We start from the raw sequence: 25,805 nt of genomic DNA on the forward strand, positions 1-25,805 counted from the left end.
TATAATGGTTAGAAATAAATTAACAGATTTGACAAATACACTTTTCGCTCAATTAGAAACACTAGACGATAGAGACCTTACAACAGAGGAATTAAAACTTGAAATCAAACGTTCAAAACAGATGGTTGCTGTTTCAAGTCAAATATTACAAGCAGGACAGCTTGCATTAGATGCTGAAAAATTCAAAGACAAAGTAGGTGAAATCAATGCCCCGATCGCTTTGCTGGAAAGATGAGTACACAGAGTACATGTACGAAATATGTCCTGGACGTGTCACTCCTGAAGTTACAAGAATGCTAAACGAGAAATTTGGCACGAATTATACGAAGACTCAAATAGGTGGTGTTCGTAGACGCTTAGGATTACCAGTAGGTAATATTTTTCAGAATAGACTACTGACAAAAGAACAACATGAATATTTCTCAGAACATCAATTTGGTAAAACTATGCAAGAGATTACTGATGAAATGAATAGTAAATTTGGACTAAAACTAACAATCCAGCAAATAAAATCATATCGAGGAAATAATAAATTTCTAAGTGGTCTAACAGGTCGATTTGAAAAAGGACACACACCTTACAATAAGGGCAAAAAATATCCAAATAGACCAAGGAATAGTGGTCAATTCAAAAAAGGAAACTTACCATTAAATCATCTACCAGTTGGAACAATCACAATTACAGTTGATGGTTATGCAAAAGAAAAGATTGCTGAACCTAATAAATGGGCATGGAAACATCGAATAGTTTGGGAAGAACATCACGGGCCAATACCAGAAAACCACAATATTTGTTTTTTGGATGGAAATAAAAATAACTATGATATTTCTAATTTAGTACTGGTAACAAACTCTGAACTTGCTCAGATGAACAAGAAGAAATATTTTAGTTCAGATGCCGAGATCACAAAATTAGGTTTAGGAATCATTAAATTAGATAGCGAGATAAAAAAGAAAGAGAAAGAATGAAAGAAGACCTTAATAGCTTGATCAAATGGGTTGATATTGAAATTCAAATTTACGAAGACATTATAAAAGACTCATTATTAAGAAAATATAAATTTACGACTTTTGAAAATAATCGTAAAAAATTGTTATTAATCAGAGAATACCTTAAAGATTATGAAAAACTAGTAAAAGATTATCGAGAATTATCTAATCAGAATAGTCTATTGAGACTACAAAAAATGGAATTAGAAAGCCACACTATTTTTCAAGATATGAAAATGTCATATCGAGCTAATCGCAGAAAGTGGAGATCTAAGTCATAAGATTTAGGAGGTAACTATGTCTGAAATTAAATGGATCAAAATTACGACAGATATTTTTGATGATGAGAAGATTTGTCTCATCGATGCGCTTCCTGATCATGATGCAATTTTAGTGATTTGGTTCAAAATCCTAGCTCTTGCTGGTAAACACAATCGAAACGGTCTACTTATGATGTCAGATAAGGTTCATTATACTGATGAAATGCTTGCCACTATCTTCAGAAGACCATTAAATACCGTAAGAATGGCCCTTGGAATCTTTGAGCAATTCGGAATGATTGAAATCATTGATGGTATTATCGCTTTGCCAAATTGGGAAAAACATCAGAATATTGATGGTATGGAAAAAATCAAGGAGCAAACACGCAATCGAGTTGCAAGACACCGAGAAAAACAGAAAAACCTTGCTCTTGGTAGTAACGTTACATGTAACGTTACAGTAACGGAAAGTAACGCAACAGAAGAAGATAGAGATAAAGAATTAGATAAAGATAAGAATATTAATAATCAAAATAATAGTGAAAATCAAATTAAAATCATTGTCGAAGAATATCAATCTCGTATTTCACCATTAGACGGAACTCAATTTTCAATCATAAAAGAATTTGTCGAGCTAGATCAAATGGAACCAGAAGTTATCCTTAAAGCAATTGGGCTTGCTGCTGATAACGGTAAAAGAAATTTTAGTTATATCAGAGCGATTTTGACAAATTGGAAAAATGATGGGATTTTGACAGTTGCAGCAGTAGATGAACGTGAGAGAACTTTTAAAGAGAATAAGAATAAAGGTTCTATCAATCAATCAAATAAAAAATCAAATGTTCCTGAATGGTCTAATCCAGACTATGTGAATAACACAAGTGATGAAACCAAAAGAGAGCTAGAAAAAAAGAAAATGGAAATGCTAAATCGACTTGAGAAAGGGGCAAAATAATGTTCATTTTGAAACACGGAATGAAAAAAGATAAACCTTTCTTAAAATCTGTTGAAGTAGGTACTACTGGAATAGATATTTCTTATTCAGAAGAAAAGAAAGCTATGAAATTTGTTTCTCGTGGCGCTGCTATTCAGGTAAGTAAAGCACTTAGAGTTTCCTATGGTAATTTTTATCCAATGGAGGTTGATGGATGATTGAACTTTATTTTATATTCAACGGTCACAGAAAAATTCAACTAGGAAACTTCAATCATATTCAATGCGCTATTAATAAATTAAAAGAACATCAAGCTAGTTACTCAGCTATCAACTATCCACGTTTTAGAAAAAGCATGAGTGAAGATGGCATTAGAATTGATTATGGAGCAGTCGATTGTTATTACTTAATTACACAGAAAAAAACGGAGGAAATATAAAATGAATACAAAAAAAGGTTTAGAAGAAAAAGTACAGCAATGGTTTATTGATAGAAATTTGCATGAAGCGAATCCTATTAAACAGTTCTTGAAACTGATGGAAGAGTCAGGAGAATTATTTGAAGGAATTGCAAAGGATAAACCTGAACTAATTTATGATGCTCTTGGGGATATTCAAGTTGTAATGATTGGCTTTGAACAACAAATTAAAAATGGTGCTCAAATTTCAGCTAATCAACAAGAGCTTGAATTGTTATTGATGGTTTCAAGTCTCGGAAACATTGCTCAGAAATTATATTCACATGTTTGCCACAACGAGACACAGACTCCTCTGATCAAGTCAGACTTAATGTTTCTAGATAGCGTCATCAGTACGATTTCACTCTATAATGAAACCACCGCTGAAAAGTGCCTAGATGAAGCTTATGAAGTAATCAAAGACCGAAAAGGTAAGATGATTGACGGAGTTTTTGTTAAAGAGGAGGATTTGTAAAAATGATTAATAATGTAACACTTGTAGGACGATTAACACGAGATCCAGAATTAAGATATACACCATCAAATATCGCAATCACGACTTTCAATCTTGCAGTAAATCGTAATTTTAAAAATCAAGATGGCAACCGTGAAGCCGATTTTATTAATTGCATGATTTGGAGACAACAGGCTGAGAATTTTGCAAATTGGTGTAAAAAAGGAAACCAGGTAGGAATTACTGGTCGGATTCAGACTCGTAGTTATGATAATCAACAAGGGCAACATGTCTATGTGACAGAAGTGGTTGCCGACACATTCCAACTACTCGAAAAGCGTGATAATTCTGCAAACCAGGCAAATATCGAAGATCAGATGCCAGCAAGTTTCGGAGCTACAAATCCTTTGGATATTTCAGATGATGACATGCCATTTTAGGTGATTTATATGAATGATGATTTAAAAAAACAGCTAATTGAAAGCTATGAGCGAGAAATTAAGAAAGCAGAAACTCTTATCGAGAAACTGACTGAACCGTGCGTTAAATCACTTGCACATTCACGAGCAGAAGAACGTAGCTTCTGGAAGAAACGAGTGAAGAAATTAAAAAGTAAAATCAAGGAGTTGGAAGATGAATGTTAAAGAATTGATCGAAAAAATCGAAGCCTTACCAGCAGAAGATTATAAATATAGACCATACATTGACAAGAAAGTTGTACTTGGTTTAGTCGGTCAACTAGACGAACCAGAAAAAGTCAAAATTCCTCAATTTGTGGCGGATTGGATTGAGAAAAGTAAATCGAACGGTTGGGACTTGCTGGCTTCGATGTGCTTTACACTTACTGCAAAAAACAAACAAGTCACAAAATGGCTCCATTTAGGCGAAAATGTAAATATATTTGCCCTTGCTTGGATTGAAGGCTACGAGGTCGAGAAAGAACCGAAGTATATTGTGAAGTTGAAAAACGCTCTCGAACTATACGGAACTTTAAATTTTAATAAACAGTTAAAACAATGGTATTTTTCAGACTCAAGCGAAAACCCCTCTTATGAAACCAAACACACCCGCAAAGAATTAGAAGATGCAGGCTTTGGCTGGGTGTTTGATTGCCCTGGCGTGGAAGTTGAGGAGGTAACGGAATGATACCAAGATTCAGAGCGTGGCATTGTGAGTTAGGAAGAATGATGTCAATATCAGATATGTGGTTTAATGTTGATTCGTTAGGAGAAATTGGATTAAATGACGCAGTTATGAATGATTATATTACAGTATCTCCCGACGAAATCGAACTCATGCAATCAACAGGACTCTTTGATAAAAATGGCAAGGAAATCTTTGAGGGGGATATCTTAAAGAACAATAAATACATAACTAGTGTATTTTATGAAAGAGGCGCTTATCGTGTGAAGATCCGTCGGACTCCAAATACTACGGTAATTATGGATGTGATAAGTTTTATCGAAAAGTATAAAACTAAAATTGTAGGCAACATTTACGAAAATCCAGAACTTTTTGGAGGTTGAGCCATGAAACGCTTATTAATCGGCTATGCCTTACTAACAACTTGCTTGTTATTCATACAACAGAAACCCTTGCTAGTCTATCATGCTGATAGCAAGTATCAGATAACTGGCAAGGTGGAAGCTAAGAAGAAAATCGGAAAGCTGTTCACTGTCACTGTTAATGGAAACGTGTTTGTGGTGAGTGAGGAACGATATAAAAATATTGAAGTAGGGGAAGAGGTGGAAATTTAATGGATGATGTTTTACAAGCACTTGCAAAGATGCTAAACATGACAACGGATGAAGTAAGTTCTTTGTTATCAACTTTCAAAGGGAATGCACCACAGATTTATGAAACGTTGCTAAAAGAAAAGATGATGTATGATGTATTCAATTTTCTGCAATTTGTTTTTTTACCACTTGTAATTATATCGGTTTGCATTTTGATTATGTCAACGCTTGAATATTTCGGTTGTCATGGAGATTATGTTTATAGCTGGGAATATGAAGATCGAGAAGAACTTAAAGAAATTAAAGCTAGAAAAAAAGAAAAAAAGAAAAAAGTGGGAAGATTAGTGAAATTAGTTTTTATCACGACTTGTACAAACGGATTCCTTTATATTACATTTTCGGTTTTAAAAATTATACTCACTCCAAACTATGCATTCATTGTGAATGAAGTTTTACCAAGACTAACACACAAATAGGAGATAATATTGAATTATGAAAACAGGTATAAAAAACAATACTTGAGGAGGTAAAATTTGAGAGCACTGAATAGTCGTGAGCTGTATTACTTAGATAGGGAACTTTTGAAATTTAAAGAAGTAGATCGTGATATTTGGGTTAGAACAGCTGAAGTTATGGCAAAAAATGGTGAAGAACTGGTAGGCAGTAGAGGTAATCGCATAAGCAAACCAACTGAGAATACAGTAATAAAATTAAGCAGTGATGTACCTTTAAGAAATCTTGAGTTATTTAAAGAAACTGTTGAAACATTTTTAGATCAATTAACGACAGAACAACGTGAAATTTTTGATTTAAGATGGGGGCAATCAGAGTTAGAATGGGAAGAAATTGCTGGTAAACTATTCGTGAGTGATGCAACTATTTATCGCAAAAGGAAAACAATTTTAAAAACCTATGCAAAAATCAAAGGGATTGCATAAAATGAGAATAAAAACTGTTGTATTCTCATTTTAAACGATATAACATGATAGCATGAACTTCTGAAACAAAAACACAAATCACACTTTGGGAGACATCCTTAATTCTAGTCAGAAAAGTTGTCCAACAGAAGTATCGTCAAGAGTCAGCAAACGCTGGCTTTTTGTTTTGCAGAAAGGAGGTAAAACATGGAATATGTATCACCAATAAAAGATAGCGATGACATCCAGGCCATGAAAGATTATCTAAAAGAATGGAATGAGATGTATTACATGTTATTCATCACAGGTCTGAATACTGGATTGCGAGTTGGAGATATACTTACTCTGAAAGTGAAAGATGTCCAAGGCTGGCACATTAAACTAAGGGAAAGGAAAACTGGAAAGCAGATAACCAGACGGATGACTAAAGAACTCAAAAAAGAAATGAGAAGATATGTCGAAGGCAAACCGTTCCACCACTTCTTATTCAAAAGTAGGCAAGGGCAGAATAAAGCGATCACTCGTGAGCGAGCCTATCAAATCATCCATGAAGCAGCAGAAGAGTTAGGCATTGACAATGTCGGAACACACACAATGCGTAAGACTTTTGGATATAAATACTACAACAAGACAAAGGACGTAGGGACATTACAAAAGATGTTCAATCACTCATCACCAGCAATCACACTGAGATACATAGGAATTGAACAAGCAGAACTTGATGATGCACTACGGAACTTTGTTATTTAATTTTTTAGATATTACTTTCACATAATGAGTTAAGCATAAACTAAAAAAATGAAACGCTTTAAAACCTATGACTAGTAAGGGTTTAAGTTTTAGAGTGAGTTTAACAAAATATAAGATATGTGAAAGTGAGAGGTAAAACAACATAGAAAAAGGAGTATGACATGATTAAAGAATATCGTGATATATTGTTTGAATCTGGAGCAATTAACAAACTGAACAAAGACATTAAAAATAATCCAGGAGTGAATTTCAAGATAGTTGGGTACAATGTCATTCCAAAAGAGTTCGGACCAGATTGTACATACATTCTTGTAGATTGGGAAAAAGAAATACTGGAAGATTCTGAAACAAAAGTTTCTATAATTCCAGAATCAGAAGTAAACATAGATACAGATCCACAAACTATAGAATTCATCTCGAAACGTTTTAACTTCCCAGATGATCATTAATGTTTTAAAAAATGAGAATAAAAGCTATTGTTTTCTCACAAAAAAAGAATTATTATGATAGCATGGATTTCTTGTATGAGATGGGATAGGTCATTGACCTGTCCCTTTTATATTGAGAAAGGAGGTTTGAGATGTATAACAAACCTATCAGACAAACCTTGAAGTCTAAGAAGTGGGAAAAGTTCCGTGACAAAGTAATGCGCAGACATGACTATCTTTGTCAAGAAAGTTTACGCTATGGAATTTCTACTCAAGCAGAAATGGTCCATCATATTTTTCCTGTGTCAGAATATCCTGAACTTGAATTCGTTGAATGGAATTGTTTGCCATTGACGAACAAAAAACATAACACGTTTCATGACAGAGTGAATGACAAAGTAATTAATCAGGGATTATATTGGCAGAAAAAACGAAAAAAGTATTTTGAGGATTTTTTTAAAAATCAAAAAAAGGAAATTTTGTAAAAATCGAATTTTTAAAATTTTCGATTTTTTATTTTTACCCCCCCACCTAAAAAAAAATATTTTTTGGGCTGTTGGGTACCGGTGAAGGGAACTTTTTCCAAGTCGGAGGCCTTCAAACAAAAAGGGGATAAAAACTAAGCAATTTTGACAGAAGGAGGTACTTTTTGGCTAAACCAATTACAGCGAAGTCGATTAAGTCAAAAGTGGTCAAGCAGATGAAAGACTTGGGCACTTATCGGAAAGAGTTCGAAATGATCATTGACATTTTTGCTGGTATGCTATACCAGTATCAGAAACTTGCTCAAGATTATGCTGATATGGGTTATCCAGTAACAGACACCTATGTCAATAAAGCTGGCGCTGAGAACGAGAGGAAAGTTCCAATCTTGACAGCTATGGAAATTTTGAGAAAAGACATTCTCAGCTATTCCAATCAGCTAATGATGAATCCGAAGTCGCTCGGTGAAGTAGTCGAGCAAGAGGGAGAGTCAGTTCTTACTGAGGTCTTGAAGTTCAAGAATGAAATCAAGAAGAAGCGAGTGACTGGTAATGGGTAATCTTGATAAAGCAAAAGAGTATGCTCAATACGTCATTTCTCACAAAGATGAACATTGTGAAGAAAACATCCTTGCTGCTGAAAGGTTCATTCGTGACCTTGACAATCCTGAGTTTGAAATGGATGAAGAAATCGTTGATTTCGTTGTCCACTTTATCGAGAACACGATAGTCCATCAGCAAGGTGATGATATGTTTGCGGTGTCCATCCGTAACAAGCCATTACTTTTGCAACCATGGCAACATTTCGTAGTAGTTAATCTTTTCGGGTTTTACTATAAGGGTACGAATGAGCGCAGGTTTAAAGAAGCGCTTATTATGCTCGCTCGTAAGAACGGGAAAACATCATTTACTGCCGCAATCGCTCTTGCTTATCAGGTGCTAGATACAGATAGCGGTTCAAAATGCTACATCGTTGCAAACTCAGTCAAGCAAGCGATGGAAGCATTCGGTTTCTTGAAGTTCAATGTGGACAGATGGAATGACAAGAACATTCGTATCAAGGACAATAACCAGGAACATTCCATCAGCGCTAACTTTGGTGATGAAGGTTCTTTCTTCATTCAGGCACTGGCCAACGATGAGAGTCGTCTGGACTCTTTGAACGGAAACGTTATTATCTTGGATGAAGCTCACACGATGAGGAACAGCAAGAAATACGGACTTATGAAGAAAACAATGTCAGCATACCGAAACAGTATGCTTTTTGTTATCTCTACTGCTGGGGATATTCCTACTGGTTTCCTTGCTAACCGCCTGAAATATTGTCAAAAGGTCCTCAAGCAATTAGTCAAGGATGATTCCTTGTTCATGTTCATCTGCAAAGCTGACCAAAACACAGATGGAGATGTAGGAGATTACCTGGACGAGAACGTTCTAAAAAAAGCGAACCCTTCATGGGGTGTGACGGTATCGCTTAAGGCTCTGAAAGAAGAAGCAGAACAAGCTATGAATGATCCACAGACTAGGAATGAGTTCTTCAACAAGACCTTGAATGTCTTCACAAACTCTATGAATGCTTATTTCAATCCTGATGAATTCATTGCTTCAGATAGTCAATACGATTGGACATTGGAAGAGCTAGCACACTTGCCTATTCAGTGGTATGGTGGAGCTGACTTGTCTAGATTGCACGACTTGACCGCAGCCGCATTATACGGAGTCTACCATGACGGAGAGAAAGATATTGACATCTGTATCACACACGCTTTCTTCCCTCGAGTTAACGCTCAGAAAAAGGCTAACGATGACGGGATTCCACTCTTTGGGTGGCAGTCTGATGGTTGGTTGACTATGAGCAACACTCCAACCGTCCTTTATGATGACATCGTTAAATGGTTCGTCAAGATGCGAGAAAAAGGGTTCAAGATTGCCGCTGTCGGGATGGATAGGAAGTTTGGTCGTGAGTTCCTGACCAAAATGAAACAAGCTCGGTTTAAGATGATTGACCAACCACAGCTTTTCTATCTAAAGTCAGAGGGATTCAGACGAATTGAGTTCAAGGTAAAAAATAAAGAATTTTATTATCTTCACTCCGATGCTTACGAGTATTGTGTAAGTAATGTCAGAGCTATTGAGAAAGTGGATGATGCTGTGCAATATGAAAAATTAGACGGTGACGGTGGTACTGCAAGAATTGACTTGTTCGATGCCAGCGTTTTTGCTTGTATCCAAGCTCTTGCAAACCTTGGTAAGAACCAGGATGTCATGAGCTTCTTCAAGTAGAGGGAAAGGAGGTGAGAAAATGGGGCTTTTAGATAGGATTTTGAAACGAGGTAAAACTCAAAGTGGTACAAATGTCATCACTCATTCAGACTTTGGTTTGTTTCTTGATGGTGATGGTTATGTTCCTTTAGCTCGCAATCCTGATGTGATTGCAGCAGTCAACAAGGTTGCTGACATGGTTTCCAATATGACAATTCATTTGATGGAAAATACCGACAAAGGCGATGTTCGAATAAAAGACGGACTAGCTAGAAAAATCGATGTAAACCCATGCGACAATATGACTCGTAAGACTTGGATTTTCAAGATCGTGCGTGACCTTTTATTGTTTGGTGATGGTAATTCGGTTCTTCATGTTGAGTATGATCCTGTGAATGATTATATTTTGAACTTGAGACCATTCGCAATGAGTGAAGTATCTTTCAGAAGTAATGATATCGGTTATGTCGTGAATTATCGTGGGACCGATTACAATCCAAGTGAAATTGTACACTTTGCAATCAACCCAGACCCAGACAATCCATTTGTCGGTACTGGATATAGGCTTGCTCTGAGAGATATCGTTAGGAACTTAAATCTTGCTACTCAAATCAAAAAAGGATTTATGAGTGGGAAAAATGTTCCAAGCTTGATTGTGAAGGTTGACTCTTCAAGTGGAGACTTAGCAACTCAAGAAGGTCGTGACATGGTTGCTAAGAAATATCTCAGCACTAGTCAATCTGGTGAACCGTGGATTATCCCTGACGCTCTCATGAGCGTTGAACAGGTTAAACCGCTAAGCTTGAAAGACATTGCTATTAATGAATCCGTTGAAATTGACAAGAAAACAGTTGCTGGGCTTTTGGGAGTTCCAGCTTTTATTTTGGGAGTTGGAAGTTTCAACAAAGAAGAATACAACAACTTTGTCAATACAACAGTAATGAGTATTGCAACGACAATCACTCAGACCTTAACTAGAGACTTACTAGTTTCAAACAATCGGTATTTCAAGCTTAACGCTCGCTCGCTATATTCTTACGATATTACAGAATTGTCATCAGTAGCACAACAGATGACTAATAGTATGGCAATGCGAAGAAACGAGTGGAGAGACTGGTTAGGAATGCCGCCTGATCCTGATATGGATGAGCTCCTTGCTCTTGAAAACTATATCCCACAAGACAAACTTGGGGACCAGAAGAAGTTGAAAGGAGGTGAGGAAGAGAATGAACAAACGGAATAGTTATCGTACCGCTCAATTTAAAACACGAGAAGAAAGCGAAACTGGTGATTTAATTTTGAGTGGCTACTTTATCAAGTTTGATGAAGTTACTGAATTATGGCCAGGTTATTTTGAAGTGATTAAGCGTGAAGGAGTTGAAAAAGCAATTCAAAACGCTGACATCAGGGCATTATTTAACCATGATGATAGTTTAGTTCTTGGTCGTACTGGAAATGGAACGGTCACTTTAGGAGTTGATGAGATTGGACTTTTTGGAGACATCATCATCAACAAAGAGGACCCGCAAGCCATTGGAGCCTACGCTCGTGTTCAACGTGGTGATGTCGTCGGATGTAGCTTTGGGTTTATCCCGATTAAAATCAACACAGAAGAACGTGCTGACGGTTCGTACCTGGACACTATCTTAGAATTAGAAATCTTTGAAGTGAGCCCATGTACTTTCCCAGCATATCCACAAACAGAAATTGCTGCACGACAGAAAGACTTTGAAAGTCAACAGCGTGTCAATCGTGAAGCGCTAGACAAGCGCAAGAAAGAAATTAAGGAGAAATTTAATCTATGCACAAATCATTGATTTTGGGCGCTCGTATGCGCAATAAAGCAGACAAAGTAGTAGAGCTTGAGCAATCAATCGAAGAATTGAACAAACGCTCTGAACTTGAAGCTGCTAAATTGGAACAAGCTGGAACTGATGAAGAAGTTTCAGATGTTGAAAAGAACCTTGAAGAAATCCAAAAAGAATTGGACGAAAAGGAAGAAGAAAAAGCACAACTTGAAAAAGAAATTGAAGATCTAAAAAAACAAGTTGAAGAACTAAATCGCAAAGCACCAACTTACCCAGGTAAGGAAGAACAACGTGGAGGACAAAAATTGGAACAACGTGATGCAATCGCAAAATACATTCGCTCTGGTCAAACTCGTGACATCGTAGGATTGAAAACTACTGACTCAGGAAGCGCAGCCCTAATCCCTACTGAAGTGTTGAAACCACACTTTGTAAACAAAACACGCAACCCACTTTTGGACCTTGTGAAGCGTGTAAAAGTTAACAGCGGTGGTGGTAAATATCCAGTTATCAAGAAAAGCGATGCAAAAATGTCATCAACAGATGAATTGAAGGCTAATCCAGAACTTGCAAAACCAAACATCACTGATGTTACTTACTCAATCAAAACATATCGTGGCTATATCCCAGTATCACAAGAAATGATCGATGATGCAGATTACGACATCATGGAAATCGTTGAAGAAGAAGTGTTTAACCAAGGGGAAAACACTGAACTTTCATTGGTTGCAGAAGTTCTAAAAACAGCTACTCCAGCCGATGCTACTGGATTTGATGGTATCAAAGACATCTACAACAAAAAACTTAAACCAATTTATAAAGCAAGTATCGTAGTAACTCAATCAATGTTTGCAGCGCTTGACAAAGTGAAAGACAAAAATGGAAACTATATGCTCCAACCAGATGTCACATCACCTACTGGTTACTCATTCGGTGGAAAGACTATCTACACAGTAGACGATACAGTATTTGGTAGCGAGCGTGATATGAAATTCTTTATCGGTGACATCGCTGAATTCGTTGGATTATTTGACCGCTCTCAAGTATCTGTCAAATGGGTAAATAATGACATTTATGGACAATTGCTTGGACTATTCATTCGCTTGGATGTTAAGAAAGTAGATGAAGCTGCTGGATTCTTTGGCACTTACACTGACGCTGTCGGGTAAGGAGGTGGCCTTTGAGCTATACAGTAATCCGTCCATTTAAGGACTTGAACGATCCTGAACAACATGACTATTCTGTTGGTGATGCCTTTCCTCGTGAAGGGCATGAACCGACTGAAACTTTTATCAACGGTCTTTTGAACGGGTTGAATAGTGCTGGCTCAATCTTTATCGAAGAAGTGCCAGACGAAAAACCTAAAAGAACAAAATCTAAACAAGTTGTAGAAGAGCCCGTTGCAGAAGAAGAGGAATAAACATGAATGAATTTCAGCTTTTAGAGTTGCTGAAACTCAAGTTAGGTATTTCAACCAAACTGAGAGACAAGCCGCTAGAAAAAATCATTTCAAGTGTCATCACTGAATTGACCGACAATCTCGGTGTTGAGCTTGTCGTTGACCGTGCTGATCATGAAATGTTTATTGTTGACTATGCTGCTTATCGTTACGAAGGTGGAGTGGATATGCCACGACACCTTCAGTGGCGATTACACAATTTGCAATTATCGTCAAAGAAAGAGGTTAAGAATGTGGAATAATGAAATCACACTGACCTCTAGGAAAATCAAAGGTAAGGACAAACTTAAACAACCAATCTATGAAGATGTTGAAGTGACAATTTTGTGTCGCAAAAAGAAAGTTACTCGCTCTGAATTTTATCAAGCCAATCAAGCAGGATTGAGGCCTAGCTTAGTTGTTGAAGTTCACAATTTTGAATACGATAATCAAGAAAATGCCGTTTTCGAAGACAAGAAATATCGTGTCTTAAAAACCTATCCAATTGATTCTGAAATTTTGGAATTGACTTTATCGGAGAAATTAGAATGAGCATTGACCTCGCTGATTTCATCGCAAAAGAGCTAGCTTCATATTCAACCGAGTTTTCTGAAGGAGTAGAAAAGATTGCTGAAGAGGTAGCAGAGGAAGCAGTACAGGAATTAAGACAGACTAGTCCAAAAAGATACGGAAAATATCGCAAAGGCTGGAAAAAGAAGAAGCTAGCAAATGGCTCTTATGTTGTATTTAATTCTGTCGCCAGTCTTACTCACCTACTTGAGAACGGGCACATCCTACGAGGCGGTGGTCGTGTATCTGGTATAGTCCACATTAAACCAGTTGAAGAAAAAGCTATCGAAAATTTTGAAAAAAGAATCAAGGAGATTGGCCAATGAAACTCTCAGAGTTTGCTGATATTTTAGATAAATCAACTTTACCTGTAACTTACCGAGCGTATAAAGAGGGTGAAGTCCCAGATATGCCTTACCTGATTTACTACGAATCTAGTCCAGCAATCAATGCAGCTGACAACACGGTTAATCATGAGATTAAGAGCGTGACAGTCGAGCTTGCATTTGAGCGCAAGGATGAAGATTTGGAAGAGCAACTAGAAGAGCTGTGGAAATCCCACGAGCTCTTTTTTGAAGCTCAAGAAGAAACATTTATCGAGACTGAAAGGTTATATGTCAAGCCTTATACAGTCTATCTATATTAAGGAGGAATGACATGCCCGAAAACAAAGTAACGTTTGGTTTAAAAAATGTTCACATTGCACCAGTTAAAACAATTGGAGCAGACGGAGTGATTACTTATGATGAAGTATTCCGTTTCCCTGGAGCAATGGACTTAACGCTAGATCCAAAAGGTGATTCTGGAGCAGTTAAAGCAGACGATATTGACTACCATTTCATCAACTCAAACGAAGGATATGATGGAAAACTCAAAGTACCTCATATCATCGAAGCATTTGCAACTAAGATTTTAGGAGAAATCAAAGACTCTCAAACTGGTGTCATGACTGAAAAAGGAGATGCAGAACCAACAGCATTCGCTATTATGTTTGAATTCTCTGGTGATAAAAACAAGACTCGTCATGTTCTTTACTACTGTTCAGCAAGTCGCCCATCAAATGGATCATCAACTAAAAACGGTACAAACGTAAATGAACGTGAACTATCTTTCAAAGCTAGTCCTCGTCCACTTGACTCAGTTATTAAACGTTCAATCACTTCAGCTGATAACAATGAAGTCTACAACAAATGGTTCGAAAAAGTTTATGAACCTAACTCTGTGGGTTAAGGAGAAATAGTATGCGCAAAATCATCATGGTTGGTGAGAAAGAGTATGAGTTGGGAACAAGCGCTTATACTCCAATCGCCTACAAGCAACAATTCGGTAAGGATTATTTCCAGGATTTATTCTCAATGTTGCAAAATCAATCCCTTATGTCTGAATTGAACAAACTGAATTCTGACGAAAAAGAATTGAATGAAGTTGATATCTCAATCTTATCAGATTTTGACATGACATTCTTTAATCGTCTATTTTGGACTTTTGCTAAAACTGCAAATCCACACATCAAACCATACGAACAATTCTTTATGGAAATGGAAACATTCCCAATCCAAGAAATTGGACCTGAGTTGATGGGAATGCTGAATGCAAGCATGTCAACAAAAAAGTCCCAGACCAGTCAGAAACAGCTAGCGAGGAAATCTTCACAGTAGAATCTTATTTGTCTTGTTGTAAAGAAACAGGATTATCTATTGATGATTTGAAGAACATTTCAATCGGGATGGCTTTAGATTATCAAACGGATTATGTGAATTTACGTAGCGAAAGTAAAAAAGGCGAGCGAAAAGCCAACCAAGCTGATTTTGACAATTTTTAAAGGAAAAGGAGTGCTTAGAGAGCGATTCTGAGGTCAAGTTCATTGATCTGACTGCATTATCAGTCGTAGATGTTCTCTCAGCGCTTTTTATTTTTAGAGGAAGGAGGAAATATGGCAGGAAATATTAAAGGCATCAAGATTGAGATTGATGGAGATACGCAACCCTTACAGAAGGCGCTCAAGAATGTCAATAAAGCTGCAACAGATGCAACACAGGAATTAAGGCAGATTGACAAAGCCTTAAAATTCGACACAGGGAATGTAACTCTATTAACTCAAAAACAAGAGGTCCTACAAAAACAGGTTTCTAATACAAAAGAGAAACTAGAAACTTTAAGACAGGCACAATCTCAGGTTGAACAACAGTTCAAGAGTGGGAATATTGGCGCTGATCAGTATCGAGCATTTCAACGTGAAGTAGAAACTACTAAGAATGTTCTTGAAGGCTATAAAGGAAAACTAGCAAACGTCAACCAAGCACTAGCTGAGAATGGTAATGCTACCCAAAGCAATAAAAGTCAGCTTCAAAACTTACAGAAAGAGCAAAAACAACTTGCTAGCGAATCTGAAAAAGTCGTAAGTTCATTTAAACTGCAAGAAAGTCAGCTAGGTGCTAATGCTAGCGAATCTGAAAAACTAGCTCTGGCACAGAAAAAGATTGGTGCTCAATCCTCTATTGTTGCTAAGCAGATTGAAAATCTCGAAAAGCAGTTAGAGTTAACTAAGAAAGAATATGGCGAGAATTCAGTTGAAGCTAACAAAATGGAAGCGGAACTGAATCAAGCTAAAACAGCATACTCAAATCTCTCTCAAGAAATGAAAAACTTGGGTAGCGCTGGCAAACAAGCTGCTAACACTTTAGGCGAGACAAACAACCTTTTAAAAGCAGAGTTACTTAATCAGTTTTCTGAGAAACTATCAGATATCAGCCAGAAGCTTGTGGATTTTGGGAAAAGTGCATTAGAAGCTTTCAGACAAGTTGACGAAGGCATGGACACTATCGTGACCAAGACTGGTGCAACTGGTGATAGTTTGAAAGAAATGCAAGATATCGCTTCAAGCATCGCAACAACTATCCCAACCGATTTCAGCAAGGCTGGTGAAGCAGTCGGAGAGGTTAACACACAGTTTGGTCTAACTGGCGATGCTCTCAAAGATGTTTCTATCGAGATGATTAAGTTTGCTGAAATTAACGGTACAGATATTACCAATTCAACTATTTCAGCAAGTAAAGCCTTGGAAGCTTACGAGTTATCAACCAGTGATTTAGCGAAAGTCCTAGACTCTACTACTTACACAGCTCAATCAACTGGTGTATCAGTTGATGATTTGATGAAGAAAGCAATCGAAGGTGCACCGCAAATTAAAATGTTAGGCCTTTCTTTTGAAGAAGGTGTATCACTTCTTGGACAATTTGAAACGAGTGGTGTAGATGCTTCAGGTGCTTTGTCAGGTTTAACAAAAGCAGCAGGAACTTATGCTAAACAAGGTAAAACTTTGAAAGAAGGTCTTATCGAAACAATTGATAAGATAAAGAATACTACTAGCGAAACCGAAGCAATGGGACTAGCAATGGAAATATTTGGTGCTAAAAAAGCACCTCAAATGATTGACGCTATCAAGCGTGGAGCATTTGATTTTCAAACATTCTCCGAAGCAGCTGAAAATTCAGTAGGAACAGTCTCAAACACTTTTGAAGCTACTCTTGATCCAATTGACAAATTTAAGACAGCTCAAAACTCAGTTACTTTAGCAATGTCAGAGTTAGGCGCAGCAATCGCTGAAACTCTAGCTCCTACCTTTGAAGCGTTAGGAAACATAGTAAAAGACATAGCAGAATGGTTCAGTGGTTTACCTGGACCTGTTAAGGAATTCATCGTTGTTATTGGAGGTATCGTCACTATCGCTGGGATACTAGCACCGATATTCTTAACATTACAAGCAGCAGCAGTTGCTTTAGGGACATCAATAGGGGCAATGGTTACAGCAGCATTACCAATAATTGGAACCGCTGCATTGATAGCAGCAGCAATAACAGGCCTCATTATTGGAATTAAATATCTCTGGGAAACTAACGAGGGATTCCGTGAAGTAGTAACTACTGTCTGGAATGCAATATTAAACGTAATCAATACTGTTATCAGTGAAATATCTAATTTCATAACTAGCATATTCGGAACAGTTGTGACATGGTGGAACGAAAACCAAGAGCTTATTCGATCTAGTACAGAAACTGTTTGGAACACTATCCAAACAGTTATTGACACAGTCATGGCTTATCTAGGGCCTCAAATCCAAGCCACTTGGGCAAATATCCAACTAGTCATTACTACTGCTTGGGAAATCATCAAAACAGTTGTTGAAACTGCAATTAATGTTGTCCTTGGAATTATTAAGACAGTTATGCAAATTATAACTGGGGACTGGTCAGGAGCTTGGGAAACAATCAAGGGAGTGTTCTCGACTGTATGGAATGCTATCCAAAATGTTGTTCAAACCATTTTTACAGCCATTCAATCATTCATTTCAAATACGATAAATGCTATTTCAAGTACAATTTCAAATGTATGGAATGGGATTTCAAGTACAATTTCAAATGTATTAAATGGTATTTCAAATACTGTTTCAAATGTTTGGACAGGAATCAAGAATTCAATTGGAAATGCTATAAATGGAGCAAAAGACCTCGTAAGCTCAGCTATCAGTACCATCAAAAATTTGTTTAATTTCAACATTCGTTGGCCACATATTCCCTTACCTCATTTTAGCGTATCTGGATCAGCTAATCCTCTTGATTGGCTAAAAGGTCAAATACCTAGAATTGGTATTGAGTGGTATGCCAAAGGTGGGATCATGACGAAACCGACTATATTTGGCATGAATGGTAATAATATGATGGTTGGTGGTGAAGCTGGGAATGAAGCTGTATTACCACTTAACGAAAGAACACTTGGAGCGATTGGTCGTGGTATTGCTCAGACTATGGGAGATAATCCAACAAGCATCAACATTACAATTACTGGAAACATCGTAAGAGAAGAAGCAGATATCAGTAGAATTGCTGACCAAGTAGCACAGCGAATTGCTGATGAATTGCAACGTAAGACACAATTGAGAGGAGGTATTGCATGATAAAGTATAATGAACTTGTAATTGACGGTGTAAGAACATCGTCTTTTCCTTTCAAAGTCATTGTCCATGATTCTCCTTCCATTCCTTTAGGAGAAAGTAAGACAGAACTCTTAGAACATGGTGGCATTAGCGGAGCGATTGTTCAGACCAACAAACATCGTAAATTAGTTCAAAAATCTTATACGATTTATCTAGTTAAACCAACTGAAGAACAGATGAATCAGTTCATGAGCCTTTTTATTCGTGAAAAATTTTGGTTAGAAAGCGAGCGAGTCAAAACAACCCGCCTCTGGTGTTATAAGGCCAATGCTAGTGACCTTGAAGAAACACAACCTGGTCTTTATATGACAAAAGTAACATTCACTTGTCATCCTACCAAATACTTTAAGACATCCGACACACAGAGATTAACAAGAAACGGGGTTTTAACCACTCAAGGCTCTGCTCTTGCCTTTCCTAAAATCACAATTGTTGGTCAAAATGCTACTGAGACTTCATTTACAATTGCTGGTCAAGTTATTCGTCTCGAAAAACTCTCAGAATCACTTGTGATGGTAAATAATCCTGATAATCCTAGTTTCAAAACTACAACAGGGAAGCTAGTTAAATGGTCAGGGGATTTTATCACGGTTGATCCAGCAAAAGCAAAAAATGTTGGTGTTGTCCTAGGCCCAGGGATTCAATCGCTTGAAATTGAGACGGTTTGGGGGTGGGCATAATTGCTTTATTTACTTGATAAAGATGTGAGAACTGTTCGATGGAATGGAGAACCTCTTCATGAAGCAACTTCAGCGGTTGTTAAAGAGAGGATGAATGGCGATTTCACCTTAACAGTGAAATATCCTATTTCTGACTCTGGTATTTATCAACTCATCCAAGAAGACATGTTGATAAAAGCTCCGACACCTGTTTTAGGAGCTCAGTTGTTCCGTATAAAGAAGCCTGTTGAGGAAAATGATTATCTTGAAATAACAGCATATCATATCACAGATGACATCATGCAGCGGTCTTTGGAACCAGTGAGAGTCACAAACCAAACCTGTTCAGTAGCACTTTCTCAAATGGTTCAAAATGCTAAGACGGATCTTGGTGATTTTTCTTTTTCAAGCGACATACAAGAACAAAGAACCTTCAACATGTCAGAGACAGAGACTGTCTACTCTGCAATGCTTGATGGTAAACACAGCATTGTTGGAACATGGGAAGGGGAACTAGTTCGAGATAACTTATCATTGGCGATCAAAAAAAGTCGTGGTGAGAATCGAGGTGTAGTAATCACTACACACAAGAACTTGAAAACCTATCAACGCTCAAAAAACTCACAAAATGTTATCACAAGAATCCATGCTCGTTCTACATTCAAACCTGAAGATTCTGAAAACGAAACAACAATCAAGGTTACTGTCGATAGTCCACTAATTAACTCATATCCCTATATCAACGAGAAAGAGTATGAAAACAACAATGCTAAAACTGTTGAAGAGTTGAAAAAATGGGCACAGGCTAAATTCACAAACTCAGGCATCGATAAAGTTGCTGACACAATCAAAATCGAAGCCTATGAATTAGATGGTCAGGTAGTTCATTTAGGCGACATCGTAAACATCAAAAGTTTGAAGCACAATGTAGATATTTATAAGAAAGCAGTCGCTTATGAATACGATGCATTGAAAGAAGAATATATTTCTTTAGAGTTCGATGATAAAGCAGGTGTAGGTGGTTCAGGAGTATCAAATGGTATTTCTGATGTGACAAATGCTATTCTTGGAGCAACTTATTCAGCCCAAACAATTGCAATTGAAAGAGCTGCTAGAAATGCTGATTTAGCTTTTGAACATCAATCAAATCAACTAAAGAAAGAAGTTGAGGATGGTATTGAGTTAATAAAAGCTAAATCCGAAGAAGATAAACGCTCATTATCTGACGAAATCAACAGACGATTTCATGAATTCAGTCCATCAGGTTTTGAAGAAGCGAAGAATAAAGCAGAAGAAGCCTTGAAGAAGGCTAGAGCAGGGTTGGAGTTAGCTGATGAAGCGAAGGATATTGCAGAAAAAACTCAAATCACATTCGCTTCAATAGCTAGTAGAGTGAACAAACAAGAAGACGAAATTGCTAATTTCAAAAATGAATATGGTTCAAAAATGCTTGAAGTCAATCAAACGACTGAAGGCATAAAAACGAAAATTGGAGAAATAACATCATTCATTGACAAGGACGGACAACGTCAAGAAGAATTGAAGCGTTATGCTAGAGAAGAAGCAGCTAGCCAAACAAATGCTATTCGTGAAACCTTATCGAGAGATTATGTCGCTAGAAGTACCTTCACAGAAAACGTTGAAAGTACAAGACAGCGTTTTGAGTTGCTCACAAGAGATAATGAAGCTAAGTTAGCAGAATACAAGCAAGGTATTGACGGACGTATTACAGACATTGCAAGTCAAGTTGCTGGCAAGGTCAACGAAGCAGACTTCCAACGTGTTAGAGAAACAAGTCAGTTATACGAGCGGGTTTTAGGGAACACAGAGCAAGGCTTACCTGATAAGATTTCACGTTTGGTTATGACTAACGAGATATTTCAAACGGAAGTCAATGACTTAGTAGTATCTGATAACAACCTGATTGTCAATTCTGAAAAGCTTGATAAACATACAATCGTTAACAAGAGAAACGGAGTCGATATCTATAACACTGATTACGGTGTGTTTAATATTGACGCTCAAGGCTTGACTGGCTATAACTGGGGCGGGTTCACGTTACCTATTTACGTCCCTAAAATCCTAAAAGGCGAAGTGTACACGCTCGGTTTTAAGTATAAAATCAGACGACAACTAGACCATGAATTTGTGGTAGTTATTAAAAATCACACAAGAAATAAAGATGTTTTAACAAAAATTGTTGCCAATCCTGAAACACCAGTCCGAAACGTTTGGATTGATTTTCAAGGTACGTTCAAAATGACAGAAGATCTTGAATTTGACCAAGTAGGGAACTTCCCTATTTTCTTCTATCTTGTAAAAAATGGTTGGGTAGAAGTTAAAGAGCCTATGTTGGTACGTGGCCCCCGAACTAGTAGCTTTAAACCGAGCCAATTTGACGAGGCATACAAACAAACAAAAGAAGCTAAAGAACTAGCAGAAAGCGCTCAAACAAAGGCTATTCAAGTTGCTGAAAAGGCTGAGGAAGCAAAAAGGACCGTTGAAGCAACACGGACACAAGTAACGCAGCTTGCTGGTTCATACGCAATCAAGAATTTAAATAGCGCTGGGGATTTAATCTCTGGTATCAATTTAGGAGCCAATGGGAACAATCGCATTATTGGCCGAGCCACTCACATTACAGGTGACACTTTAATTGACAATGCGGTTATCAAATCAGCTATGATTGATAAACTCAAGACCGCTAATTTTGAAGCTGGTTCAGTTACTACTACGATATTAGATGCTGAAGCAGTCACAGCTGAGAAGGTTAAATTTGACACTGCATTCATTCAGAGGTTAGTATCACAACAAGCATTCATTGATGAGTTGTTCGCAAAACAAGCGACGATTACTAGAATTCAGTCAATTGATTTCACAGCTAACCACATTAAAGGCGGTCTACTTTCATCTACAAATGGTAACTCAGTATTTGATTTGAACGCTGGGCAAATTCGGATGCAAAGTGGATATACCGGTTGGAGGACATCATGGGATTCCAACGGGCTAGCGTTTAGAGGCCCTGGAAATGAAGTTTGGGGAGCTATGGGTGGTGACAATGGTGGCGGTGTAGGTATCTACATGCGTGGAGATCATGCTTTTAACTTAGTCGCAAACCACTCCGATGGTGGAAAATACTACGGTTACACTGCGTTGCGTGTAAAATACGGAGAGGGTACAACTTTGCAATTCTCTCCTGGAGGGCCGAATTATAATTTATTATTGTTATTTAATGATATATATGCAAATCTCAAACTGTTACACGACAATAAAAAAACAGAAAAATTCTATACGACTAGAATGTACGGACCGCTAAAATAAAACGAGGTAAATATGAACATATCAGAAAAAGTTATTCAAAATCTAGGCATTCAACTAACAAATAAGACAATTGATGAGGCTTTCAGCCTTGCTGAACGTGACGAAGCACAAGAACAATTTAAGCGAATTCACGAACAACTTGAAAAAATCAACAAAGTCTTACAGTCAAATGATGAGCTAAAAGCTCTATTTGATAAAGTAGCAGAAGAATTAGATAAACCACAGGAGGAACAATAATATATGACGTTTAAAGTAGTAAATAAATACGCACAAGATGCTAACCGCACATTTGTAGCAATTCGCCAAGAAGCGCCTTACACGGCTTTTGACCGTGTCCTGATTGGTGATCGTACCAATGAAACGGACGAAGTTCTTATCCAAGCGGTACTCGGTCAAGTAGCTACCGAGCTAAATCCCGCAGATGGCGTGAAGAAATTACAAGAAGATTTACACACACAAGCTCAAGAATACGAGGTTAAACTAGCTGAGAAAGATGCTAAAATTGCAGAAGTTAAGGCAGTAGCAGATTGGGCGGTATTGGCTCAGGTAACTGACGTAGACAATCCACTAGATCCGACAGTATTCAAGCGTGGGCTTGAATTGGTAGAGCTTGGTCAAATTGGTAAGACGTACAAGCCACAAGAAATCTTCACGCTTGAGAATCCTGGACATATTGAGAAGTTCCAGGAAGGAAAGCGTATTATGATTCAAGTGAATGAAGAATTCACTTATCAAGGGCAACCACTAAACGAACTAGAAGACCTTGACAAAAATGGAAAGATTGGCATCTGGAAGTGGATTGAACCAAAACCAGAGAAACCATCTAGTGAACTAGACACTCAGCATATTCAATAGGAGGTGTATATGCAAGATTTAGCATTTCATGAATTATTAGAACACCTCAAGAATTTATCTTATAGTCCATACATCCACCTCTTTTTTTGGTTGATGATACTGGATATTGTGACAGGTTACATCAAAGCATTCAAGACTAAGCGATTTGATAGCAAGATTGGAACAATGGGATTGATTCGACATTTCATTGTATTTGTCGTTATCTTGCTTGTTGCCATGTACGCACGTTCCCTTGGTTTTCGTAGTTTTGGAATTGCTTGGACTATGTTTTTCTCATTCAATTATCTATTCTCAGTTATTGAGAATTGGGAAATGATTGGATTGGCATTTCCTGAGTTCCTGAAACCGTATATCAATCAAATCAAGAAAGATAATGCTCGTAAGATTGGGCAGTTATTGGTTAATATCGACCAAAAAGATAAAATCGAAGTTGAAGTAAAGGAGAAAGACGATGCAACAAATTAATGAAATTTTACTTAATGGTGCAATCAGCATTCTGGTTATCTTGGTAGGGGTAGCAGTTAAGGCTGTTAAAGAATATCTTGTTCAAAAAGGCGGAGAGAAAATAATCAAGATTGTTGAAATCCTTGCTAAGAACGCAGTAAATGCAGTTGAGCAGGTATCTTTCACTACTGGTTATAATAGTCATGAAAAATTGGAACATGCACGTACTAAAATCCGTGCAGAACTTAGCAAATATAACATCCACATGACTGACAGTGACCTTGACACATTCGTTGAGTCAGCAGTCAAGCAAATGAATGATGCTTGGATGAACAAATAATAGTTGAGAGCCCTTTTGGGTTCTCTTTCTTTATTAAAAGAAAGGGGGTAGCACTTGAAGAAGGTTATTGAGAAAAAATTAACCATTTCAGCAAACAATCGAGATGTAGATAGGCTTTATCAAGAATTTTATAGCAAAGATAAAGGTATTTCTGAGTTCAAATTTACACTTGATAATTTGACTGCTACTAAGGTTATCTGCTTATTCTACTTCAAGGGGACTAAACGATACCAGGAAGTTGAAGCAATAATCGAAGGTAATTCGTTTACGGTTCAATTCGATACATCATTGATCACGACAGATGAGTCTGTTATTGGCTACATCTACTTTGAAAAAGTAGAGCAGTCAGCAGATGTATATAGCTTTATGTTTAATGTCCATGTGAGCGAAATTGATAAGGCAGTTAAAACACCACTAATTGAACGTGAATCAGGGCGAATTGTTAACGCTAAAGATATCGTGACCAAGCAAGAATTGGATGAACTATTTACCAAAATTAAAGAGCAAGGTGGCACGTATGACGATAGTGGTATTCGTGCTAAAATAAGCCATATTTCAACCGAAATAGAAGCCTTAAAGACAAAACCTGATATTGATACAAGTCAGTTTGCAACCAAGCAAGAATTACAAAATATTGCCTTAACGCCCGGACCTAAAGGGGACAAGGGGGAAGCCGGAGAGCGTGGACCGATAGGACCACAAGGGCCGCAAGGATTGACTGGACCACAAGGTTTACAAGGGGAAACCGGTCAACAAGGCTTACAAGGTATCCAAGGGCCTATTGGTCCTAAAGGTGAAACTGGCGAACGTGGACCACAAGGCGAAACTGGACCAAGAGGGGCGGACGGTTTACAAGGCCCTCAAGGTTTGCAAGGTATTCAAGGCGAGCGTGGTCGAGATGGAGATCCAGGACCTCGTGGAGAACGAGGGGAACAAGGACCTGCTGGCTTACCTGGTCCAGTCGGCCCTCAAGGGCCTATTGGCTTAACTGGTCCAAAAGGTGCTGACGGTCGTGATGGCGTTGGTATTCCTCAGAAATTGAGAATTGAAGGAAATACCTTAATTCTTTCTGATGGTGGTGGGAATGTCACTCTACCAACCGCTACTGGCTCGAATAATCAGGTAAACCAGTATGAAATTCACGGAACGGGCTTTCCTAACGGGAAGGTTACTGCTCCAGTCGGGACTACTTATGTTGATACCGCTGTTACAAGTGGAGCTCTCAAGTGGATAAAGAGACAAGGAAGCGAAAATCAAGGCTGGGAGGTTCTAACTGGTGATACTGGTTGGAGAACGTTGAATATTAAGTCTAAACTCGGAAACTCATATCTAAAAGTTCGACGCAAAAATGACACCGTAACATACCAATTCGGTGGGCTAAGCTGGGGTTGGTTTGGTGTCATTCGTAGAGGTGGCGTAGGATACGAGGCTCAAGGGAGCGACAGGGAAAGAAACTGTTACATTCTAGGACTTGGTGGTGTTCCTGTTGGTTTTCGCTCTGAAGGGTCTTTAATAGGAAACATTTACAACGATAAAGGTGTCTCCTACGGGACTTGGTATTTAGGTGGCGCTGGAGACAGTAACATGCTACGTTTCCAGTTCACTGACCCAGTCCCTACCGATAGAGATATTGGCGACATTCGTGTAAGTTCAATCTCATATTTAACGAGTGAACCGTGGCCTACAACGTTGCCATAATGAAAGGAAT

General features: G+C 37.8%; 38 protein-coding genes. All 38 read left to right on the forward strand.

Annotated features, from left to right (window positions below; all coding sequences use genetic code 11):
• The first annotated feature begins 4 nt into the window (after window positions 1-4).
• The 38 genes from ACLNCS_RS04220 (at window position 5) to ACLNCS_RS04405 (ending at window position 25,795) form a co-directional block, all read left to right on the forward strand.
• On the forward strand, window positions 5-235 hold the full coding sequence (locus ACLNCS_RS04220; RefSeq protein WP_424847347.1) for a hypothetical protein: 231 nt from the start codon (window positions 5-7) through the stop codon (window positions 233-235).
• A 13-nt stretch (window positions 236-248) separates the two neighbouring features.
• Window positions 249-968 carry an HNH endonuclease signature motif containing protein gene (locus tag ACLNCS_RS04225; protein WP_424847349.1) on the forward strand — a complete coding sequence of 240 codons (720 nt, stop codon included), beginning with the start codon at window positions 249-251 and terminating at the stop codon, window positions 966-968.
• On the forward strand, window positions 965-1,270 hold the full coding sequence (locus ACLNCS_RS04230; protein ID WP_424847351.1) for a hypothetical protein: 306 nt from the start codon (window positions 965-967) through the stop codon (window positions 1,268-1,270). The genes ACLNCS_RS04225 and ACLNCS_RS04230 overlap by 4 nt, the downstream gene beginning before the upstream one ends.
• Before the next feature lie 16 nt (window positions 1,271-1,286).
• Window positions 1,287-2,204 carry a phage replisome organizer N-terminal domain-containing protein gene (locus ACLNCS_RS04235; protein WP_424847353.1) on the forward strand — a complete coding sequence of 306 codons (918 nt, stop codon included), beginning with the start codon at window positions 1,287-1,289 and terminating at the stop codon, window positions 2,202-2,204.
• Window positions 2,204-2,401, forward strand: coding sequence for a hypothetical protein (locus ACLNCS_RS04240; RefSeq protein ID WP_424847355.1), 198 nt, complete (start codon window positions 2,204-2,206; stop codon window positions 2,399-2,401). Before ACLNCS_RS04235 ends, ACLNCS_RS04240 begins: the two co-directional genes overlap by 1 nt.
• Entirely contained in the window at window positions 2,398-2,622 is a 225-nt protein-coding gene (locus tag ACLNCS_RS04245) for a hypothetical protein (RefSeq protein ID WP_424847357.1), read from the forward strand. The genes ACLNCS_RS04240 and ACLNCS_RS04245 overlap by 4 nt, the downstream gene beginning before the upstream one ends.
• A 1-nt stretch (window position 2,623) precedes the next feature.
• Window positions 2,624-3,115 carry a MazG-like family protein gene (locus ACLNCS_RS04250; RefSeq protein ID WP_424847359.1) on the forward strand — a complete coding sequence of 164 codons (492 nt, stop codon included), beginning with the start codon at window positions 2,624-2,626 and terminating at the stop codon, window positions 3,113-3,115.
• Window positions 3,116-3,117: 2 nt separating this feature from the next.
• Entirely contained in the window at window positions 3,118-3,534 is a 417-nt protein-coding gene (gene ssb, locus ACLNCS_RS04255) for a single-stranded DNA-binding protein (protein WP_424847361.1), read from the forward strand.
• A gap of 9 nt (window positions 3,535-3,543) precedes the next feature.
• The gene (locus tag ACLNCS_RS04260; RefSeq protein ID WP_424847363.1) at window positions 3,544-3,738 is read left to right on the forward strand and encodes a hypothetical protein; all 195 of its coding nucleotides are present in this window, start codon (window positions 3,544-3,546) and stop codon (window positions 3,736-3,738) included.
• Window positions 3,728-4,240, forward strand: coding sequence for a DUF1642 domain-containing protein (locus ACLNCS_RS04265; RefSeq protein ID WP_424847365.1), 513 nt, complete (start codon window positions 3,728-3,730; stop codon window positions 4,238-4,240). Before ACLNCS_RS04260 ends, ACLNCS_RS04265 begins: the two co-directional genes overlap by 11 nt.
• A complete protein-coding gene (locus tag ACLNCS_RS04270) occupies window positions 4,237-4,620 on the forward strand; it encodes a YopX family protein (protein WP_424847367.1) in 384 nt (127 codons plus the stop codon). Before ACLNCS_RS04265 ends, ACLNCS_RS04270 begins: the two co-directional genes overlap by 4 nt.
• Window positions 4,621-4,623: 3 nt before the next feature.
• Entirely contained in the window at window positions 4,624-4,851 is a 228-nt protein-coding gene (locus tag ACLNCS_RS04275) for a DUF1372 family protein (protein WP_424847369.1), read from the forward strand.
• Entirely contained in the window at window positions 4,851-5,306 is a 456-nt protein-coding gene (locus ACLNCS_RS04280) for a hypothetical protein (RefSeq protein ID WP_424847371.1), read from the forward strand. Before ACLNCS_RS04275 ends, ACLNCS_RS04280 begins: the two co-directional genes overlap by 1 nt.
• A 57-nt stretch (window positions 5,307-5,363) precedes the next feature.
• Window positions 5,364-5,768 (forward strand): transcriptional regulator, encoded by a 405-nt coding sequence (locus tag ACLNCS_RS04285; RefSeq protein ID WP_424847373.1) that lies wholly within the window; start codon window positions 5,364-5,366, stop codon window positions 5,766-5,768.
• A 186-nt stretch (window positions 5,769-5,954) separates the two neighbouring features.
• Complete coding sequence (locus tag ACLNCS_RS04290) at window positions 5,955-6,497, forward strand: site-specific integrase (protein ID WP_006150443.1); 543 nt, start codon at window positions 5,955-5,957, stop codon at window positions 6,495-6,497.
• 161 nt (window positions 6,498-6,658) lie between these two features.
• A complete protein-coding gene (locus ACLNCS_RS04295) occupies window positions 6,659-6,946 on the forward strand; it encodes a hypothetical protein (protein ID WP_186822913.1) in 288 nt (95 codons plus the stop codon).
• A 131-nt stretch (window positions 6,947-7,077) separates the two neighbouring features.
• Entirely contained in the window at window positions 7,078-7,410 is a 333-nt protein-coding gene (locus ACLNCS_RS04300) for an HNH endonuclease (RefSeq protein ID WP_424847376.1), read from the forward strand.
• A gap of 164 nt (window positions 7,411-7,574) precedes the next feature.
• The gene (locus tag ACLNCS_RS04305) at window positions 7,575-7,967 is read left to right on the forward strand and encodes a P27 family phage terminase small subunit (protein ID WP_001118282.1); all 393 of its coding nucleotides are present in this window, start codon (window positions 7,575-7,577) and stop codon (window positions 7,965-7,967) included.
• The gene (locus ACLNCS_RS04310) at window positions 7,960-9,690 is read left to right on the forward strand and encodes a terminase large subunit (RefSeq protein WP_424847384.1); all 1,731 of its coding nucleotides are present in this window, start codon (window positions 7,960-7,962) and stop codon (window positions 9,688-9,690) included. The genes ACLNCS_RS04305 and ACLNCS_RS04310 overlap by 8 nt, the downstream gene beginning before the upstream one ends.
• A 19-nt stretch (window positions 9,691-9,709) precedes the next feature.
• The gene (locus ACLNCS_RS04315; protein ID WP_424847386.1) at window positions 9,710-10,912 is read left to right on the forward strand and encodes a phage portal protein; all 1,203 of its coding nucleotides are present in this window, start codon (window positions 9,710-9,712) and stop codon (window positions 10,910-10,912) included.
• Window positions 10,896-11,486 carry an HK97 family phage prohead protease gene (locus ACLNCS_RS04320; RefSeq protein WP_424847388.1) on the forward strand — a complete coding sequence of 197 codons (591 nt, stop codon included), beginning with the start codon at window positions 10,896-10,898 and terminating at the stop codon, window positions 11,484-11,486. Before ACLNCS_RS04315 ends, ACLNCS_RS04320 begins: the two co-directional genes overlap by 17 nt.
• Window positions 11,471-12,646 carry a phage major capsid protein gene (locus tag ACLNCS_RS04325; RefSeq protein ID WP_424847390.1) on the forward strand — a complete coding sequence of 392 codons (1,176 nt, stop codon included), beginning with the start codon at window positions 11,471-11,473 and terminating at the stop codon, window positions 12,644-12,646. The genes ACLNCS_RS04320 and ACLNCS_RS04325 overlap by 16 nt, the downstream gene beginning before the upstream one ends.
• Before the next feature lie 11 nt (window positions 12,647-12,657).
• Window positions 12,658-12,897 carry a hypothetical protein gene (locus tag ACLNCS_RS04330; protein ID WP_424847392.1) on the forward strand — a complete coding sequence of 80 codons (240 nt, stop codon included), beginning with the start codon at window positions 12,658-12,660 and terminating at the stop codon, window positions 12,895-12,897.
• 2 nt (window positions 12,898-12,899) lie between these two features.
• Window positions 12,900-13,178 carry a hypothetical protein gene (locus ACLNCS_RS04335; protein WP_424847394.1) on the forward strand — a complete coding sequence of 93 codons (279 nt, stop codon included), beginning with the start codon at window positions 12,900-12,902 and terminating at the stop codon, window positions 13,176-13,178.
• Window positions 13,168-13,467, forward strand: coding sequence for a phage head closure protein (locus ACLNCS_RS04340; protein ID WP_424847396.1), 300 nt, complete (start codon window positions 13,168-13,170; stop codon window positions 13,465-13,467). Before ACLNCS_RS04335 ends, ACLNCS_RS04340 begins: the two co-directional genes overlap by 11 nt.
• Window positions 13,464-13,811 (forward strand): HK97 gp10 family phage protein, encoded by a 348-nt coding sequence (locus tag ACLNCS_RS04345; protein WP_424847398.1) that lies wholly within the window; start codon window positions 13,464-13,466, stop codon window positions 13,809-13,811. The genes ACLNCS_RS04340 and ACLNCS_RS04345 overlap by 4 nt, the downstream gene beginning before the upstream one ends.
• Window positions 13,808-14,131, forward strand: coding sequence for a hypothetical protein (locus ACLNCS_RS04350; RefSeq protein ID WP_424847400.1), 324 nt, complete (start codon window positions 13,808-13,810; stop codon window positions 14,129-14,131). The genes ACLNCS_RS04345 and ACLNCS_RS04350 overlap by 4 nt, the downstream gene beginning before the upstream one ends.
• Window positions 14,132-14,142: 11 nt before the next feature.
• Window positions 14,143-14,715 (forward strand): major tail protein, encoded by a 573-nt coding sequence (locus ACLNCS_RS04355; RefSeq protein WP_424847402.1) that lies wholly within the window; start codon window positions 14,143-14,145, stop codon window positions 14,713-14,715.
• 11 nt (window positions 14,716-14,726) lie between these two features.
• Entirely contained in the window at window positions 14,727-15,143 is a 417-nt protein-coding gene (locus tag ACLNCS_RS04360) for a hypothetical protein (protein WP_424847404.1), read from the forward strand.
• 8 nt (window positions 15,144-15,151) lie between these two features.
• On the forward strand, window positions 15,152-15,307 hold the full coding sequence (locus ACLNCS_RS04365; RefSeq protein WP_424847626.1) for a hypothetical protein: 156 nt from the start codon (window positions 15,152-15,154) through the stop codon (window positions 15,305-15,307).
• Window positions 15,308-15,418: 111 nt separating this feature from the next.
• On the forward strand, window positions 15,419-18,439 hold the full coding sequence (locus ACLNCS_RS04370; RefSeq protein ID WP_424847406.1) for a phage tail tape measure protein: 3,021 nt from the start codon (window positions 15,419-15,421) through the stop codon (window positions 18,437-18,439).
• Window positions 18,436-19,158: a phage tail protein gene (locus ACLNCS_RS04375; protein ID WP_424847408.1), complete on the forward strand. Its 723-nt coding sequence runs from the start codon at window positions 18,436-18,438 to the stop codon at window positions 19,156-19,158. Before ACLNCS_RS04370 ends, ACLNCS_RS04375 begins: the two co-directional genes overlap by 4 nt.
• Window positions 19,159-22,458 (forward strand): phage tail spike protein, encoded by a 3,300-nt coding sequence (locus ACLNCS_RS04380; RefSeq protein WP_424847410.1) that lies wholly within the window; start codon window positions 19,159-19,161, stop codon window positions 22,456-22,458.
• Window positions 22,459-22,470: 12 nt separating this feature from the next.
• Window positions 22,471-22,695, forward strand: coding sequence for a hypothetical protein (locus ACLNCS_RS04385; protein ID WP_424847412.1), 225 nt, complete (start codon window positions 22,471-22,473; stop codon window positions 22,693-22,695).
• Between the two features lie 3 nt (window positions 22,696-22,698).
• Window positions 22,699-23,313 carry a hypothetical protein gene (locus ACLNCS_RS04390; protein WP_424847414.1) on the forward strand — a complete coding sequence of 205 codons (615 nt, stop codon included), beginning with the start codon at window positions 22,699-22,701 and terminating at the stop codon, window positions 23,311-23,313.
• Window positions 23,314-23,322: 9 nt separating this feature from the next.
• Window positions 23,323-23,778: a phage holin family protein gene (locus tag ACLNCS_RS04395; RefSeq protein WP_424847416.1), complete on the forward strand. Its 456-nt coding sequence runs from the start codon at window positions 23,323-23,325 to the stop codon at window positions 23,776-23,778.
• Window positions 23,765-24,097 (forward strand): phage holin, encoded by a 333-nt coding sequence (locus tag ACLNCS_RS04400; protein WP_424847418.1) that lies wholly within the window; start codon window positions 23,765-23,767, stop codon window positions 24,095-24,097. Before ACLNCS_RS04395 ends, ACLNCS_RS04400 begins: the two co-directional genes overlap by 14 nt.
• Before the next feature lie 54 nt (window positions 24,098-24,151).
• Entirely contained in the window at window positions 24,152-25,795 is a 1,644-nt protein-coding gene (locus ACLNCS_RS04405; RefSeq protein ID WP_424847420.1) for a collagen-like protein, read from the forward strand.
• Window positions 25,796-25,805 lie beyond the last annotated feature (10 nt).

Source organism: Streptococcus sp. CL9.43, from assembly GCF_049737935.1.
GTDB classification, from domain to species: Bacteria; Bacillota; Bacilli; order Lactobacillales; family Streptococcaceae; genus Streptococcus; species Streptococcus infantis_I.

Excerpts from the sequence above, each read along its gene's own strand:
- ACLNCS_RS04220 (WP_424847347.1), top strand. The coding sequence starts at position 5 with ATGGTTAGAAATAAATTAACAGATTTGACAAATACACTTTTCGCTCAA.
- ACLNCS_RS04225 (WP_424847349.1), top strand. The coding sequence starts at position 249 with ATGTACGAAATATGTCCTGGACGTGTCACTCCTGAAGTTACAAGAATG.
- ACLNCS_RS04230 (WP_424847351.1), top strand. The coding sequence starts at position 965 with ATGAAAGAAGACCTTAATAGCTTGATCAAATGGGTTGATATTGAAATT.
- ACLNCS_RS04235 (WP_424847353.1), top strand. The coding sequence starts at position 1,287 with ATGTCTGAAATTAAATGGATCAAAATTACGACAGATATTTTTGATGAT.
- ACLNCS_RS04240 (WP_424847355.1), top strand. The coding sequence starts at position 2,204 with ATGTTCATTTTGAAACACGGAATGAAAAAAGATAAACCTTTCTTAAAA.
- ACLNCS_RS04245 (WP_424847357.1), top strand. The coding sequence starts at position 2,398 with ATGATTGAACTTTATTTTATATTCAACGGTCACAGAAAAATTCAACTA.
- ACLNCS_RS04250 (WP_424847359.1), top strand. The coding sequence starts at position 2,624 with ATGAATACAAAAAAAGGTTTAGAAGAAAAAGTACAGCAATGGTTTATT.
- ssb (WP_424847361.1), top strand. The coding sequence starts at position 3,118 with ATGATTAATAATGTAACACTTGTAGGACGATTAACACGAGATCCAGAA.
- ACLNCS_RS04260 (WP_424847363.1), top strand. The coding sequence starts at position 3,544 with ATGAATGATGATTTAAAAAAACAGCTAATTGAAAGCTATGAGCGAGAA.
- ACLNCS_RS04265 (WP_424847365.1), top strand. The coding sequence starts at position 3,728 with ATGAATGTTAAAGAATTGATCGAAAAAATCGAAGCCTTACCAGCAGAA.
- ACLNCS_RS04270 (WP_424847367.1), top strand. The coding sequence starts at position 4,237 with ATGATACCAAGATTCAGAGCGTGGCATTGTGAGTTAGGAAGAATGATG.
- ACLNCS_RS04275 (WP_424847369.1), top strand. The coding sequence starts at position 4,624 with ATGAAACGCTTATTAATCGGCTATGCCTTACTAACAACTTGCTTGTTA.
- ACLNCS_RS04280 (WP_424847371.1), top strand. The coding sequence starts at position 4,851 with ATGGATGATGTTTTACAAGCACTTGCAAAGATGCTAAACATGACAACG.
- ACLNCS_RS04290 (WP_006150443.1), top strand. The coding sequence starts at position 5,955 with ATGGAATATGTATCACCAATAAAAGATAGCGATGACATCCAGGCCATG.
- ACLNCS_RS04295 (WP_186822913.1), top strand. The coding sequence starts at position 6,659 with ATGATTAAAGAATATCGTGATATATTGTTTGAATCTGGAGCAATTAAC.
- ACLNCS_RS04300 (WP_424847376.1), top strand. The coding sequence starts at position 7,078 with ATGTATAACAAACCTATCAGACAAACCTTGAAGTCTAAGAAGTGGGAA.
- ACLNCS_RS04310 (WP_424847384.1), top strand. The coding sequence starts at position 7,960 with ATGGGTAATCTTGATAAAGCAAAAGAGTATGCTCAATACGTCATTTCT.
- ACLNCS_RS04315 (WP_424847386.1), top strand. The coding sequence starts at position 9,710 with ATGGGGCTTTTAGATAGGATTTTGAAACGAGGTAAAACTCAAAGTGGT.
- ACLNCS_RS04320 (WP_424847388.1), top strand. The coding sequence starts at position 10,896 with ATGAACAAACGGAATAGTTATCGTACCGCTCAATTTAAAACACGAGAA.
- ACLNCS_RS04325 (WP_424847390.1), top strand. The coding sequence starts at position 11,471 with ATGCACAAATCATTGATTTTGGGCGCTCGTATGCGCAATAAAGCAGAC.
- ACLNCS_RS04335 (WP_424847394.1), top strand. The coding sequence starts at position 12,900 with ATGAATGAATTTCAGCTTTTAGAGTTGCTGAAACTCAAGTTAGGTATT.
- ACLNCS_RS04340 (WP_424847396.1), top strand. The coding sequence starts at position 13,168 with ATGTGGAATAATGAAATCACACTGACCTCTAGGAAAATCAAAGGTAAG.
- ACLNCS_RS04345 (WP_424847398.1), top strand. The coding sequence starts at position 13,464 with ATGAGCATTGACCTCGCTGATTTCATCGCAAAAGAGCTAGCTTCATAT.
- ACLNCS_RS04350 (WP_424847400.1), top strand. The coding sequence starts at position 13,808 with ATGAAACTCTCAGAGTTTGCTGATATTTTAGATAAATCAACTTTACCT.
- ACLNCS_RS04355 (WP_424847402.1), top strand. The coding sequence starts at position 14,143 with ATGCCCGAAAACAAAGTAACGTTTGGTTTAAAAAATGTTCACATTGCA.
- ACLNCS_RS04360 (WP_424847404.1), top strand. The coding sequence starts at position 14,727 with ATGCGCAAAATCATCATGGTTGGTGAGAAAGAGTATGAGTTGGGAACA.
- ACLNCS_RS04370 (WP_424847406.1), top strand. The coding sequence starts at position 15,419 with ATGGCAGGAAATATTAAAGGCATCAAGATTGAGATTGATGGAGATACG.
- ACLNCS_RS04375 (WP_424847408.1), top strand. The coding sequence starts at position 18,436 with ATGATAAAGTATAATGAACTTGTAATTGACGGTGTAAGAACATCGTCT.
- ACLNCS_RS04385 (WP_424847412.1), top strand. The coding sequence starts at position 22,471 with ATGAACATATCAGAAAAAGTTATTCAAAATCTAGGCATTCAACTAACA.
- ACLNCS_RS04390 (WP_424847414.1), top strand. The coding sequence starts at position 22,699 with ATGACGTTTAAAGTAGTAAATAAATACGCACAAGATGCTAACCGCACA.
- ACLNCS_RS04395 (WP_424847416.1), top strand. The coding sequence starts at position 23,323 with ATGCAAGATTTAGCATTTCATGAATTATTAGAACACCTCAAGAATTTA.
- ACLNCS_RS04400 (WP_424847418.1), top strand. The coding sequence starts at position 23,765 with ATGCAACAAATTAATGAAATTTTACTTAATGGTGCAATCAGCATTCTG.